Source organism: Roseateles sp. DB2, from assembly GCF_051857535.1.
Taxonomy (GTDB): Bacteria; Pseudomonadota; Gammaproteobacteria; order Burkholderiales; family Burkholderiaceae_C; genus Roseateles_B.
Genome location: NZ_JBPZGY010000002.1, coordinates 19,145 through 33,118 on the forward strand (window position 1 = coordinate 19,145; position 13,974 = coordinate 33,118).

13 protein-coding genes and 1 pseudogene are annotated in these 13,974 nt (G+C 66.4%); 7 read left to right on the top strand and 7 right to left on the bottom strand.

Translation table 11 applies throughout. The features are described from left to right. Positions 1-68: 68 nt before the first annotated feature. Positions 69-371, bottom strand: coding sequence for a helix-turn-helix domain-containing protein (locus ACS5PK_RS02545; protein WP_439438713.1), 303 nt, complete (start codon positions 369-371; stop codon positions 69-71). Between the two features lie 654 nt (positions 372-1,025). Between ACS5PK_RS02545 and ACS5PK_RS02550 the strand changes: the two genes are divergently transcribed. Together ACS5PK_RS02550 and ACS5PK_RS02555 are read left to right on the top strand one after the other, a co-directional pair. Further along, positions 1,026-1,172, top strand: coding sequence for a hypothetical protein (locus tag ACS5PK_RS02550; RefSeq protein ID WP_439438714.1), 147 nt, complete (start codon positions 1,026-1,028; stop codon positions 1,170-1,172). Positions 1,173-1,319: 147 nt separating this feature from the next. Then, positions 1,320-1,712, top strand: coding sequence for a hypothetical protein (locus ACS5PK_RS02555; RefSeq protein WP_439438715.1), 393 nt, complete (start codon positions 1,320-1,322; stop codon positions 1,710-1,712). Positions 1,713-1,956: 244 nt separating this feature from the next. Here the strand turns inward: ACS5PK_RS02555 and ACS5PK_RS02560 are convergent. From ACS5PK_RS02560 to ACS5PK_RS02575, 4 genes and pseudogenes are all read right to left on the bottom strand, one after another. Beyond that, a pseudogene (locus tag ACS5PK_RS02560) lies at positions 1,957-2,169 on the bottom strand (magnesium chelatase domain-containing protein); the annotation flags it as partial. Between the two features lie 92 nt (positions 2,170-2,261). Continuing rightward, positions 2,262-3,167 carry a MipA/OmpV family protein gene (locus ACS5PK_RS02565; protein WP_439438716.1) on the bottom strand — a complete coding sequence of 302 codons (906 nt, stop codon included), beginning with the start codon at positions 3,165-3,167 and terminating at the stop codon, positions 2,262-2,264. 128 nt (positions 3,168-3,295) lie between these two features. Then, entirely contained in the window at positions 3,296-4,105 is an 810-nt protein-coding gene (locus ACS5PK_RS02570; RefSeq protein WP_439438717.1) for a LytR/AlgR family response regulator transcription factor, read from the bottom strand. Further along, a complete protein-coding gene (locus ACS5PK_RS02575; RefSeq protein ID WP_439438718.1) occupies positions 4,098-5,219 on the bottom strand; it encodes a sensor histidine kinase in 1,122 nt (373 codons plus the stop codon). The genes ACS5PK_RS02570 and ACS5PK_RS02575 overlap by 8 nt, the downstream gene beginning before the upstream one ends. 386 nt (positions 5,220-5,605) lie before the next feature. Here ACS5PK_RS02575 and ACS5PK_RS02580 point away from each other — a divergent pair, with 386 nt between their 5' ends. Genes ACS5PK_RS02580 through ACS5PK_RS02590 form a run of 3 tightly spaced genes read left to right on the top strand, consistent with a single transcriptional unit; the run spans position 5,606 to position 8,249 of the window. Beyond that, positions 5,606-6,322, top strand: a complete 717-nt coding sequence (locus ACS5PK_RS02580) for a TorF family putative porin (protein ID WP_439438719.1) — start codon at positions 5,606-5,608, stop codon at positions 6,320-6,322. 23 nt (positions 6,323-6,345) lie between these two features. Next, positions 6,346-6,684: a P-II family nitrogen regulator gene (gene glnK, locus ACS5PK_RS02585; RefSeq protein ID WP_439438720.1), complete on the top strand. Its 339-nt coding sequence runs from the start codon at positions 6,346-6,348 to the stop codon at positions 6,682-6,684. A gap of 32 nt (positions 6,685-6,716) precedes the next feature. Then, the gene (locus ACS5PK_RS02590) at positions 6,717-8,249 is read left to right on the top strand and encodes an ammonium transporter (RefSeq protein ID WP_439438721.1); all 1,533 of its coding nucleotides are present in this window, start codon (positions 6,717-6,719) and stop codon (positions 8,247-8,249) included. Positions 8,250-8,334: 85 nt separating this feature from the next. On the opposite strand, the gene ACS5PK_RS02595 is transcribed toward ACS5PK_RS02590, so the two are convergent. Both ACS5PK_RS02595 and ACS5PK_RS02600 read right to left on the bottom strand, forming a co-directional pair. Further along, positions 8,335-10,008 carry a WD40/YVTN/BNR-like repeat-containing protein gene (locus ACS5PK_RS02595; RefSeq protein WP_439438722.1) on the bottom strand — a complete coding sequence of 558 codons (1,674 nt, stop codon included), beginning with the start codon at positions 10,006-10,008 and terminating at the stop codon, positions 8,335-8,337. Between the two features lie 104 nt (positions 10,009-10,112). After that, the gene (locus tag ACS5PK_RS02600; protein WP_439438723.1) at positions 10,113-10,496 is read right to left on the bottom strand and encodes a response regulator transcription factor; all 384 of its coding nucleotides are present in this window, start codon (positions 10,494-10,496) and stop codon (positions 10,113-10,115) included. Positions 10,497-10,656: 160 nt separating this feature from the next. On the opposite strand from ACS5PK_RS02600, the gene gshA reads away from it, so the two are divergent. Both gshA and ACS5PK_RS02610 read left to right on the top strand, forming a co-directional pair. Next, positions 10,657-11,952 carry a glutamate--cysteine ligase gene (gene gshA, locus ACS5PK_RS02605; protein ID WP_439438724.1) on the top strand — a complete coding sequence of 432 codons (1,296 nt, stop codon included), beginning with the start codon at positions 10,657-10,659 and terminating at the stop codon, positions 11,950-11,952. Positions 11,953-12,130: 178 nt separating this feature from the next. After that, complete coding sequence (locus tag ACS5PK_RS02610) at positions 12,131-13,969, top strand: potassium transporter Kup (protein ID WP_439439156.1); 1,839 nt, start codon at positions 12,131-12,133, stop codon at positions 13,967-13,969. Positions 13,970-13,974: the final 5 nt, after the last annotated feature.

The window sequence follows — 13,974 nt, forward strand, 5'->3', positions numbered from 1 at the left end:
GCCGAAGGGTCTAAGAACTGAGCTATCTACGCCACGTTATAGATAACTCAAAACGATTGGCTTGGTGCTCACGGTGATTGGGGTCGTGGGCTGTTCCGGCGCAGAACGCGCAAGCCTGCAGTGCCGTGCGGGGCCAGTTCCGCATGCAGCTCGCTAAGGAACTCGATGAAGTCGGTATCGAGGGCGCTCAGCCAGTCTCTCAGCTCGATCACATCAAGCCTGCGCTCGCCGCGCTCCACCTTGCTGACCAGCCCCTGGTGACGGCCCAGCAGCAACGCCAGATCGCGTTGCCGAAGGCGCCTGCGCGTGCGTGTGCGCTTGAGCAGTTCGAGGAATATCTCGTTGTGACGGGAGTGGAGGATCTTGGGCATGGTGCTGTCCGTTGCGCACCCTACGCCACCTCGCGCCGTATTCGGTAAGCGCTTTTTATCCCGGGCGGACGGGTCGCTCTTTCGAGGAGATGCTTGGCTCCAGGGCACGGCACGTACAGAATTTTCCTGCGTTATTTAAAACTCAGGAACCCACCCATGGTCTCATCAAGCCGACGTTGTGCCGCCGCACGCCGACCGCTCAACCTGTACAGCCATGGACCGCACAAGGGTTCTAGAGGTGCCGGACCTTTCGCATGAGCTTGCCCGAACCAATGCCTATTAGCTCTGCCAACGAGCGGGACGCTCCGGATATCGAAACGCAGCCGCGGGAGCTGGTTCAATCGTGGCGGTTGATCAGGACACGAACCGGCACCCTCCACCTGGTCACATTCGGGGGCGTGGGCGATGAACAAGGGACCGTTTGCGTCACGTCGGCGATCTCAGCCGTTGAGCGAGGTAGGGTGGTTGTGACCACATCATCGGGGCGGAAGTACGAACTGGCGGGTCCAGCCGAAGAACGCGAGATCGAACGCGAGATGCTTCGGACGGGAGCGGTCAGGCTGGGCATGGGTGGCGCGGTTGACGTCAGCGTGTTGGCCTGGGATCTCGTGGGGCTCGACTGATTCAGTTTGCGACTTCAACTGGGCGGCACCCATGACGATTTCTGCCAACGTCGTTGCGTTTATCGCGGCGCAACGTAGGGTGCTAGACGAATTGGAGAAGTTCGTCGAGACGCCAGGGTACCTGGGCATTCTGGCGGCGGCCGTGGCAATCCGGGTCGATGAAGATCCTGAGCCATGACTTCCGCAGTGGCTGATCGAGCCGATCTATGGCTTGGAGGAACTGCGAATACACGTGGCGACCCAGCTCGGCGAGCTCAGCCGTGTGGAGAAGCGCTTGAAGTGGATGCCCACGTTTGTGGTTGCGCGAGCCTAGAGGATCAAGCAAATGACGAAACAACTCGGCGTCAAGTACGCAGCCTACTGTCGCGAGATTCGGTGCGACCGTTGTGGTGACATCGCTTCAGACAGGGACGACAACTTCGACCACTTCCTTACGCTGGACTTCGATGCTGGCTACGACTCGCCCTTTGGCGATGGCACGCATGTCGACCTCGATCTGTGCCATGGCTGTTTAATGCATGTGCTCGGTAGCTGGCTGCGGTTCTCCCCCTCAGAATGGGCTGGCGGGCCCAAACGGGTCGAGATCGTCAGAGGGCGACTGGCGAGTGGCACAGGTAAATGGGTCGACATCCTGGTTGCCGACCACTCAGTCTCAGAAGACGCCGCCAACGCCGCTCTGCGCGACAACCTGATATCACCAGGGATCAAGGAATCATGATCGCTCCAGGCTGATCCGTGGCGTGCCGGGTGTTTGATCTTCTCGGCAACATGGCTGGGGAACGCGAGCGAGGCCTGCAAAAGAGCAAAGGGCTGCCTCTACATGAAGGCAAGAGGGTGGGGTAGGCCGGGCGCTGCGCGCCCGGCAAGTCCGTGGACAACGCGTTGCGTTGCCCACCGACATGAGATTTAGAAGCTCGAACAGCCCAGGTCTAGGATCTACCTGACACGCTTTTGAAAAAAAGCGCTTGACTACATTGGATGCGCTTGTTCGCGGGAAATTCCAGCCCGCTGCTGAGCAGGGCGGCCCGCACGCGCTCGCGGGCCTCCTTCACCTCGGTATCGGCCAGGCCGACCAGGGTGAAGCAAGGCAGGCCGTTGGCCAGGTGGACTTCGACGGTCACCGCTTCGGCGCGCAGGCCGTCCAGGGCGCGGCTGTGGATCAGGGCCAGGGTCATGGGCAGGTCTCTCTGCCGGGCATTCTGTAGGGACCCTGGCCGGTCCGATGGTGACGGCGTCCGCAAGAGACAGGACGCGCCGGGGCCGGGCCTCAGAACTGGAAGGGCCGGACCACGCCCACCATCCCACTGAGCTGACGGGTCTTCTGGGTGACGGGGCTCTGGGCCGCGTCTCCGCGCAGCTGTGCCAGCTCCAGTGAGGCCGCGAGTCGCCATTGCTGGCTCAGTGCCATATCGAACTCCATGCCCAGCTGCACGCTCTTGATGCCAGCACGTGGGGCGAACTGAGGCCGTCCGGAGGCAGCGGCCTGTCCCTCGGTGACGCCGAAGTAGGCCCGCTGGTAGCGGCGGTCGGCCCACGTGAGGCTGGGCGCCAGGGTCAGCTGCATGTCGGCGGTCCGATACAGGGGATAGGACAGGCCCAGGCTCAGCTGGCGCCCCTTGTGCGCGGCCAGGGCCTGGCGGGCGCTGACGCTCAGCTCAAGGCCGCCCATGCCTGGCAGCGCATAGTTGGCCGTCGCCACCGCGACGCCCGTGGCGCGGACTTCGCCCATGCCCTTCAAGGTGGCGCTGCCGGGTCGGTAGCCCAGCAAGCCCAGCTTGCGCTTGTCGCTGTCCACCCGGCCCGGATCGATTTCCAACCCCAGCTGAACGCGGATTGAAGGGGGTAGCACGGGCGCCCAGAGCAGGCCCCGATTGCCGAGGGACACGGTGCCCATGTCGGCATCGTGGTAGCTGAACTCCATCCCGACACCAGGCAGGACTCGGCGGTCCTGGCTGCCCTGATAGCGAGGGGCCACGACGGCGCCGAGGAACACGGTGCCGGACCAGCCGGGATGGGCGGGAGCAACCTCGACGGGCGTCGACTCTGCCTGGGCGAGCAGCGGCAGGGCGCCGAGGGCGATGCCGATGGCGGCGATGGCCCGGCCAATGGCGCTGGGCGGGCGCTGGCGTGCAAGGGTGGACAGCGAGGGCGTGAACTTGAGAGAGCAGGGCATGGAAGGCATCCAGTTGTTTGGGTGCCCGCATCCTAGGAATCCGCGCCGAGCTTGAGGGCCGATGGGCCGCGAGCCGTCGATTCAAGGCTGCCAACGACCGCTGCGCGCCGTGAGCGGCAGGCCAGGTCTCACATGGCGCGGAAGCGATGGGCGAAGAGCCGGCTGACCGGCAGCTGGGCGTCGTGTCCGTGGAGCCCGGCGCTCAGCCGGCCATTGTCATGGCGCGCGACATGGGCAATGGCGCTGGCCTGCACCACCACGCTGCGATGCAGTTGCCAGAAACGCTGGGGATCCAGGCGCAGGACCAGATCCCGCAGTGCCATGCGGATCAAGGCCTCGCGCTGGCGGGTCACGACGCGCACATACTTGTCGGCCGCCTCGAAGTACAGCACGTCGGCGAGCGGTATCAGGTAGGTCACCGACCCCACGGCGGCATTGATGACGCTCAGCGGCTCGCCACCAGGCGCCTGCGGACGCAGCACGCCATCCAGGCGCCGCAGCTCGGCGCCGACATCATCAGCCGTGTGCGCGTCTCCCGTGGCCCTGCTCAGGGCAAGACGATCCTGCAGGCGCTGGATGGTGCGCTGCAGCCGGTCCTGGCTCAGGGGCTTGAGCAGGTAGTCGATGGCCCCGTGGTCAAAGGCTTGCAAGGCGTAGTGGCCGTAGGCGGTCACGAAGACAAGCAGGGGCAGGGCGATGCCCTCTGGCCACTCCTCCAGGATGGCCTGTGCCGCCTCCAGGCCGGAACAGGCGGGCATGTGGATGTCCATGAAGATCATGCGCGGCAGGTGCTCCAGCGCGAGCGCGATGGCGGCGGCGCCGTTGTCGGCTGTCGGCAGCATGTCGAGTCCTGGCCACAGGGCCAGCAACTGTTCCTGCAGCCGCCTGGCCAGGACGGGTTCGTCTTCCACGATGAGGGCGAGCAGGGGTTCAGTCATGGGGTGCGGGGCTTGCTTGAGTCAGGGGGATGTGGAGCAGCGCCCGGACGCCGCCGGACTGGCGCGGGCTGACCTGCACGGACGCGCCCGGGCCGTAGGCGTAGCGCAGCCGTTGCTGGACATTGCTGATGCCAATGCCTTTGTGGGATGCGGGCAGCGCTTCGGCCTGCAGGCCCGCTCCGTCGTCCAGCACCTCGACTTGCAGGTGCTCATCCTGCACAAAGGCACGTACCTGCACGGCGCCACCCTGCACCTGGCCGGCCAGGCCATGCTTGATGGCATTCTCGACAAGCGGTTGCAGCGTCAGGGGGGGCAGCAGCACCGGGGCCAGCGCGTCGGGCAGGTCCAGCGCATAGCGAAGCCGCGCGCCCATGCGTATGGCCATCAGGCGCAGGTAGTGTTCCACCAGGGCCATCTCCTCACGCAAGGGCACCAGGTCCCGATCGCCCGTCTGCATGCTGGCATGGAGCAGCTCGCTCAACGCTTCCAGCAGTCGTTGTGCCTGCCGGGGCGCTTCGTCGATGAGGGCGTGGGTGTTGGCCAGGGTGTTGAACAGCATGTGGGGTTCGATCTGCTGCTGCAGCAACTGCAGCCGAGCGCTGGCGGCCCGCATTTCGGCGTTCTCGGCCCGCAAGCGCTCGGCTTCCAGTCGGTCCCGCTGATGGGTGAGCAGGATGGCCACGCTGGACACCAGCACAGTGAGTGCGACGACCAGCACATCCCAGGGGTGCCAGGTCAGCGGCAGACGCAGTGGGGCATCCAGCAACAGGCTGGCGACCAGGGCGCCCAGGCCGAAGCCCAGCGGAACCACAGCCAGCCGCAACAGGTTCAGGACCAGGGGGCGCTTCCATCGCGAGGCCGGGCGCAGCAGCAAGGGCAGTCCGCCCAGGCCATGGATGCTGTAGCCGATGCATTGGGAATAGACGAACAGCTGCCACCAGGGCCTTGCGATGCTTTCCAGGTCCAGTCTGTCCGACTGGAGTGCACCTGTGCCCAGCGCCATCAGCAGCAGCAAGGTGGCCACGGCGGTGTTGAGTCCGGCGACCAGCAGCAGATCACGTCCCAGTGAGCGGGCATGAGGGGGCGGGCGCAATCGCAAGGAAGGGAGCGGCATGAGGCGGTGGGGGGGACGATGGTTCGCGCGAGCGGCGCGGGCGTCAGTGTCGGCCCTGCTGCGACGCCGGTGATGCGCCTGGCGCCCAATGGTGCATCCCGCGGCGCGAAATGCGTGCCGGAGGCGGTGAAGGTCCGGCGCGGGCGATGCACAGGCGCGCCGCCCAAGTTCAGGAATGGGGCTCACCAACTTGGTGCGCATCTGCGGCCCATCCCCTGATTCGGTGCGCGCCCCCCTTGCGGGTGCGCAGCGGCCGCACGAGAGCGTGCATGCGTGCTCTGCCCATGGGCGTCTGAGGGGATGTGGGGAGGGGCGTTTCCTGGCACGGAAGCTGCAACAGGGAATGTCGAGCGTCATTCCACATCCACTTTGCAGGAGTCCCCGCGATGAAGTCCCTGTTTGCGCTGCTGGCCCTCTCCCTCACGGCCACCGCCATGCCCGCCTGGGCCGACGAGCCGGCCAGCCCGCTGAGCTTCAATGCCAGCCTGACCACCGACTACCGCTATCGCGGCATCTCGCAGACCCGCCTGAAGCCTGCCCTGCAGGGCGGCGCCGACTACGACTTCGGCAACGGCTTCTACCTCGGCACCTGGGCTTCCACCATCAAATGGGTCAAGGACGGGGGCGGCGACGCCAGCGTCGAGATCGACGTCTACGGCGGCTACAAGACCGAGATCAGCAAGGGCCTGACCCTGGACGTGGGCCTGTTGCAGTACGTCTACCCCAGCAACAAGCTCAACCCCAGCGCCAACACGCTGGAGGTCTACGGCGCGCTGACCTACGGCGTGTTCACCGCCAAGTACTCGCACAGCACCAGCAACCTCTTCGGCTTCGCCGACTCCAAGGGCTCGGGCTACCTGGACCTGAGCGCCGCCCTGGACCTGGGCGAGGGCTTCACCCTGACGCCGCACGTGGGCCACCAGCGCGTCAAGAACCTGGGCAGCGCCTCCTACACCGACTACGCCCTGACCCTCACCAAGGACTACGCTGGCTTCACCTGGAGCGGCGCCCTGGTCCGCGCCAGCACCGACGCCTACATGGGCCCCGGCGACAAGAACCTGGCCAAGAGCGCCCTGGTGCTGGCGGTCAAGAAGGTCTTCTGAATCCGAGCGCAAGGAAGCACACCATGAAACTCATCACCGCCGTCATCAAGCCCTTCAAGCTGGACGAGGTCCGCGAGGCGCTCAGCGCCATCGGCGTGCAGGGCCTCACCGTTACCGAGGTCAAGGGCTTTGGCCGCCAGAAGGGCCACACCGAGCTCTACCGCGGCGCCGAGTACGTCGTCGACTTCCTGCCCAAGGTCAAGGTCGAGGCGGCCGTGGATGACGCGGTCGTGGACCAGGTCATCGAAGCCATCGAGAACTCGGCCCGCACCGGCAAGATCGGTGACGGGAAGATCTTCGTCTCGCCCCTGGACCAGGTCGTGCGCATCCGGACCGGCGAGACCGGCAAAGACGCGCTTTGAGCACCGCAACAAGACATCGTTGGAGTGATCCCATGAAGAAACTGCTTGCCTCCCTGGCCCTCGCCGCGGCGGTCTTCGCCCCGGGCGCCTGGGCCCAGGACGCTGCCTCGGCCCCGGCCGCAGCGGCCTCCGTCGCCGCCGTGGCCGCTGCGCCTGACGCGGCGCCGGCCTCGGCCCCTGTCGCTGCCGCCGCTTCCGCTCCGGCCGAAGCGGCCTCGGCGCCGGCCCCCACGCCCAACAAGGGCGACACGACGTGGATGATGCTGTCCACCCTGCTGGTCATCATGATGACGGTGCCAGGTCTTGCCCTGTTCTACGGCGGCCTGGTCCGCAGCAAGAACATGCTGTCGGTGCTGATGCAGGTGATGGTCACCTTCTCGCTGATCGTGGTGCTGTGGGTGCTGTACGGCTACAGCTTCGCCTTCACCGAGGGCAATGCCTTCATCGGCGGCACGGACCGGCTCTTCATGAAGGGCATCTGGGACAACGTCGCCGGCACCTTCTCCAATGCCGCCACCTTCAGCAAGGGCGTGGTGATCCCGGAGATCGTGTTCGCCGCCTTCCAGGCCACCTTTGCCGGCATCACGGCCTGCCTGATCGTGGGCGCCTTTGCAGAGCGCATCAAGTTCTCGGCCGTGCTCGCGTTCATGACGATCTGGTTCACCTTCAGCTACCTGCCCATCGCGCACATGGTCTGGTTCTGGATGGGGCCTGATGCCTACACCGCCGCAAGCGTCGTCGATGAGATGAACGGCAAGGCCGGCCTGATCTGGCAGTGGGGCGCGCTGGACTTCGCCGGCGGCACCGTGGTGCACATCAACGCTGCCGTGGCCGGCCTGGTGGGCGCCTACATGGTCGGCAAGCGCGTCGGCTACGGCCGCGAGGCCTTCACGCCGCACAGCCTGACGCTGACCATGGTCGGTGCCTCGCTGCTGTGGGTGGGCTGGTTCGGCTTCAACGCCGGCTCTGCCCTGGAAGCCAACGGCTTCGCCGCCCTGGCCTTCATCAACACCTTCGTTGCAACGGCCGCTGCCGTGCTGGCCTGGAGCGTGGGCGAAGCGCTGCACAAGGGCAAGGCCTCGATGCTGGGTGCCGCCTCCGGTGCCGTCGCCGGCCTGGTGGCCATCACCCCGGCTGCGGGCAACGTGGGCGTCGGAGGCGCCCTGGTGATTGGCGTGGTCGCCGGCTTCGCCTGCCTGTGGGGCGTCTCCGGCCTGAAGAAGCTGCTGGGTGCCGACGACTCGCTGGACGTGTTCGGCGTGCACGGCGTGGGCGGCATCGTGGGTGCCCTGCTGACCGGCGTGTTCAACTCGCCCGCCTTGGGCGGCCCCAGCGCCGTGGGCGACTGGGTCACGGCCTCGATGATCGCGCCGGATGCCTACAGCATCGCCGGCCAGGTCTGGACGCAGGCCAAGGCCGTGGGCGTGACCATCGTCTGGTCGGCCGTGGTGTCCGTGATCGCCTACAAGGTCGTGGACTTGACCATCGGCCTGCGCGTCTCCGAAGAGGAAGAGCGCGAGGGCCTGGACATCAGCTCGCACGGCGAGACGGCGTACCACAAGTGATCGCCGCACTGCCGGTCCTCCCGACCGGCAGGCGCGCAAAGGGAAAGCCGCCCGAGGGCGGCTTTTCTCATGGGGCGACGCGGCCTCAAAGCGGCTTGCGCTCCAGCGTCCAGTCCTTGGCGCCGGGCGCGCGGCCGTAGATCAGGCCTTCGGGGTTCATGAAGAGCAGGGTGTCGTCCACCTCGCTGGCGAACAGCGCGGAGGCGGGCGTGGGCGTCTCGTCGCTGAGCGTCGTCCAGGGCGCCGCATCGCCGCTGCGCTGCATGAGGGCGGTGGAGAACACGAAGGCGCCCTGGCCGCAGGCGTTGTAGGCCTGGCCCTTGAGGCCGTAGGCCGCGGTGATCAGCTTCATGCAGCCCATCTCGTCCCGCGTCCAGGTGGCGCCCTGGTCGCGGCTGACGTAGACCTTGTTCTTGCTGTAGGCGAACAGGCTGCCATTGCGCAGGGCCGTGGCGCCGCGGGGTTCGTCGAAGGGGGTCTTGGTCCGCGTCCAGCTCTCGTCCTTCAGGTTCAGGCTGTTCACGAAGCCGTTGGAGGTGACCATCACGTAGCGGCCACCGATCACCCAGCCGCTGGCGGTCAGCGAGGGGGTGCGGAAGAAGGTGGCGAGGGGCAGCTTGACCTCCTCGCGGGCGTTGACCTCGCGGCGCAGCTCCGTCCAGGGCCCCTGCTGCAGGTCTGATGTGCCGTAGAGCACGGCATCGAAACCCTCGATGGCCAGCAGGAAGAAGCGCTTGTCCTGGCGGGCGAGGTTGACGATCAGGCCGTGCGTGGGCGCGCTGATGGCCTGCCAGGACTTGCCGCCGTCGGTGGTCTGCATCAGCAGGCCTTCCTCGCCGGCGGCCAGGATGTGCTGGCGGCTGTCCGCCAGCAGCGCCGTGATCTCGCGGGTGTCCCCGGTGTCCAGCCGCTGCCAGCTGCCCTGGGGCTCGCGCACCAGCAGCTGGCCCAGATTGCTGCCGGCCAGCACCTCGCCGCTGTCCAGCATCCGGGTGGCGTTGAAAGCGTAGGTGCTGCTGCGCGCCATGGACAGGCGCTTCTGCGGGTCGGTCTCGGCCTTCCAGGCCTGGATGGCCTCGGTGGCCGAGGCCTTCTCGATCAAGGCCTGGATGACGCCCAGCGTGGCCGTGCCGACGACCGAGGTCATGCGGGAGTTGCTGAGCACGTAGGTGCGCCCCTGCAGGGCCTGGCTGGCCCGGGCGGCCACCTCGTTGCCCACGCAGGGCCGGACCGGTGCATGCTCGGCCTGCGCCTGGTAGAGGGTCGGGTAGTTCAGTCTCACGCGCTCGATCTGCGGCGCATCGAAGCCGTCGCACAGGATGGTGTAGCCCTGGTTGCCGGTGGGCTGGTAGATGAGCGTGCCCAGGCTAGTCACGGTCTGTGGCCGGACCTCGAACTCCGCGATCACGCCCTGCAGGTCGGCGCCCACCCGGGTCGGCGTGCGCGGCGAGACCATGTGCAGCAGGCGGTACTTCCCGGCCGGCAGCACGGCCTCGAAGACCTGGCTGCTGTTGTTGCCGCCCGCCTTGTCGGCCTTGATCTCGACTTCACGCTTGCTGGCGTCCTGCAGGGTCAGCGTCTCCCACTGGTTGAAGTAGAGAAAGGTCCCGCGGCTGGTGCTGGAGGCGTTGGTCAGGACACGGGCGGTGAACAGACCGGCATCGGCGGGGACGTCGGCGGCATGGCCAGCCAGCGGCGACAGCAGCAAGGCGAGTCGCCCCAGTTCACGGACGAGTGGGCGGAGTGAGGGCAGACGCATGGTGTGGGGCTCGGGCAGGGCCGCTGAATCGAGGGTGGCGGGATTCTAGGAACGGGGGCTGGTCCTGCCGCGAGTCACGCACTGATGTGGGCGTCGGGTATGCCCTAGGGGCTGGACTTGTGCTTGAGCAGGGCGCCCAGCAGCTCCGACAGCTTGGCCGGGCTGAAGGGCTTGGGCAGGAAGTAGTCAGCACCAGCCGTGCGGGCGGCCTCGTGGTCGGCCGAGGCCGCCTTGGCGGTCAGCATCACGATGATGGTCTTGGCGGTGCCGGGTGCTGCGCGGACCTGGCGGCACAGCTCCAGGCCGTCCATGCCGCCGGGCATCATCATGTCCAGCAGGACCATGTCGGGGTGCCAGCTCAGGATCTGGTCCAGTCCGGCCTGGCCGTTGGCGGCTTCGCGGATCTCGTAGTCGTCGTCCTCCAGGGCCCAACGGATCAGGCGGCGGATGTCGGCCTGGTCTTCAACGATCAGCAGTTTGGCAGGCATTGTGGGCAGGGCAGCGCAGCATCGACCGTCCAAGCATAGCGCCGCATCTTGCACAAATGGTGCGTCGCAGGACTTGCATTCGGGCAATACGCCCTCAGTTGCGGCCTCCTAGAATCTCCCTGCCTCACCTTCCTGCCTCGTCAGCCCAGGACTCTGCACCATGGTTCCACATCTCGTCACCGCCCTGAACGGTCCCATCAAGGAACTGGAGCAGCGCATCCTGGAGTCTCTGCCGGCCATCGAGCGCTGGTTCCGCCTGGAATGGATGGAGCACACGCCGCCCTTCTACAGCTCGGTGGATGTGCGCAATGCCGGCTTCAAGCTGGTCCCGGTGGATACCAACCTCTTCCCCGGCGGCTTCAACAACATCAACCCGGACCTGCTGCCGCTGTCGGTGCAGGCGGCCATGGCGGCCATCGAGAAGATCTGCCCCGAAGCCAAGAACCTGTTGCTGATCCCCGAGAACCACACCCGCAACAGTTTCTACCTGCAGCACCTGCAGACCCTGGTGCGCATCTTCACCCAGGCCGGGCTCAATGTGCGCCTGGGCAGCCTGGATGAAAGCCTCACGGCGACCGCCACCCTGGCCCTGCCGGATGGCGGCAGCCTGGCGCTGGAGCCCCTGGTGCGCAAGCGCGGCCGCCTCGGGCTGAAGGACTTCGACCCCTGCACCATCCTGCTCAACAACGACCTCTCCGCCGGCATTCCTGCGGTGCTGGAGGGCCTGCACGAGCAGTACTTGCTGCCACCCCTGCATGCAGGCTGGACGATGCGCCGCAAGTCCCGCCACTTCCAGGCCTACGAGGAGGTGGCCAAGAAGTTTGCCAAGCTGCTGGGCATGGACCCCTGGCTGATCAACCCGTTGACCGTGGGCGTGCAGGGCCTGGACTTCGCCGAAGGCCAGGGCCTGGAAGCGCTGAAGGACCAGGTCGACCAGGTCCTCACCAAGACGCGGCGCAAGTACAAGGAATACGGCATCCAGGAGAAGCCGTTCGCCATCGTCAAGCCTGATGCCGGCACCTATGGCATGGGCATCATGACCGTGCGCGATGCCAAGGAGCTTGAGGAGCTCAACCGCCGCTGCAAGAACAAGATGAGCGTGATCAAGGACGGCCAGCCTGTGCACGAGGTCATCGTGCAGGAAGGCGTGGTGACGCATGAGCGCGTCAATGAGGCCGTGGCCGAGCCGGTGGTCTGCATGATGGACCGCTATGTGGTGGGCGGCTTCTACCGCGTGCACGCCGACCGCGCTGCGGACGAAAACCTCAACGCCCCCGGCGCCAGCTACGTGCCCCTGGCCTTTGCCCAGTCCACCCAGTTGCCCAGGCCCGGCGAGACCCCCGGTGCCAGCGCGCCCAACCGCTTCTACATGTACGGCGTGATCGCCCGCCTGGGCATGCTGGCGGCCAGCTACGAGCTGGAGGCTACCGACCCCGAGGCCGAGGTCTACGCCTGAGCCTCCCTGCCCCCGAGGTAGGGGGGCATGCCCAGCTTGCATGGGACAGCCCGGCCCCGGCGGGCTGGCGAGCGCACAATAGGCACTTTTGACTCTTCGGCCTGACCTGCGTCAGGCCGTCGCGCCTGTGAGCTCGAGCCACGAACAACAACACCGCAGCCCCGGCATCCTCGCCGCCATGACCCTGGGCGCCCTCGGGGTGGTCTATGGCGACATCGGCACCAGCCCGCTCTACGCCCTCAAGGAAGTCTTCCACGGCGGCCATGTGCCCTTGAATTCTCAGAACATCCTGGGCGTGCTGTCCCTGCTGTTCTGGACCATGACCATCGTGGTCTCCTTCAAGTACGTGCTGCTGATCCTGCGGGCTGACAACAACGGCGAAGGTGGCCTCATTGCCATGCTGGCCCTGGCCACCCAGGCCGTGCGCGAGAAGCCGACCCTGCGGCGCGTGCTGATGGGCGTGGGCCTGTTCGGGACGGCCATCTTCTTCGGGGATGCGGTCATAACGCCGGCCATGACGGTGCTCGGTGCCGTCGAGGGCATCGACGTCTATGCCCCGCAGTACCACCAGTTCATCGTCCCTATCACCCTGATCGTGCTGGCCGGTCTCTTCGCTGTGCAGCGCTTCGGCACCGGCGGCGTGGGCAAGGCCTTCGGGCCGGTCATGCTGGTCTGGTTTGCCAGCCTCACCCTGCTGGGGCTGCCCCAGATTCTGGAGAACCCCAAGGTGCTCGCGGCGGTGAATCCGCTCTATGCCATCGAGTTCTGCATGCACTACGGCTGGGTGGCCTTCGTGGCCCTGGGCGCGGTGGTGCTGGTGGTCACGGGGGGCGAGGCGCTCTACGCCGACCTCGGCCACTTCGGCAAGCAGCCCATCCGCATCGCCTGGTATGCCATCGTGATGCCGGCCCTCGTGATCAACTACTTCGGCCAGGGCGCCCTGCTGCTGGAAGACCCGGCAGCCATCAAGAACCCCTTCTACCTGATCGCGCCGTCCTGGGCCGAGATGCCGCTCTTCGGCCTGGCCACGCTGGCTGCCATCGTGGCCTCGCAGGCCCTGATCACCGCCGCCTTCTCCGTCACCAAGCAGGCAGTGCAGCTGGGCATCCTGCCGCGTATGCGCATCGTCCACACCTCGGTGCGCGACATCGGCCAGATCTACGTCCCCTTCATCAACTGGATGCTGTTCGGCTTCGTGGTCGTGGCCGTCGTGATGTTCGGCTCGTCCAGCAAGCTGGCCGGCGCCTATGGCGTGGCGGTGACCATCGACATGACCATCACCACGGTCATGACCTTCTTCGTGATCCGCTACGGCTGGAAGTTCCCCCTGGCCTTGTGTGTGGCGGCCACCGGCTTCTTCTTCCTGATCGATGCCACCTTCCTGGCCTCCAACCTGCTGAAGGTCGCGGCGGGCGGCTGGTTCCCGCTCATGATCGGCATCTGGATGTTTACGCTGATGCTGACCTGGAAGCAGGGCCGCCAGCTGCTGTCCGACAAGCTCCGCGAGGACGCCATCGACATCAAGGGCTTCCTGGAGGCCGTGTTCCTGAGCCCGCCCCTGCGGGTACCGGGGACCGCGGTGTTCCTGTCGGCCGAGCAGGGCATCACGCCCAATGCCCTGCTGCACAACCTCAAGCACAACAAGGTGCTGCACGAGCAGAACCTCTTCGTGACGGTGCGGCACCATGAGAAGCCCTGGATCGGCTTTGACAGGCGCGTGGAGGTGGAGAGCCTGGGCAACGACTGCTGGCAGGTGACGGTGCACTTCGGCTTCAAGAACGAGCCGGACGTGCCCGAGGCGCTGAAGCTGCTGGAGGCCCGTGGCGTGCACCTGGACGACATGGAGACGAGCTATTTCCTCTCCCGCGACATCGTCATTCCCACCATCGGTTCCGGCATGGCCCTGTGGCGCGAGAAGCTCTTTGCGAGCATGCACCGCAATGCGGCGGCGGCGGCCGATTTCCTGCACCTGCCCACCAACCGCATCGTGGAGCTGGGGTCCAAGGTCGAGATCTGATCCGG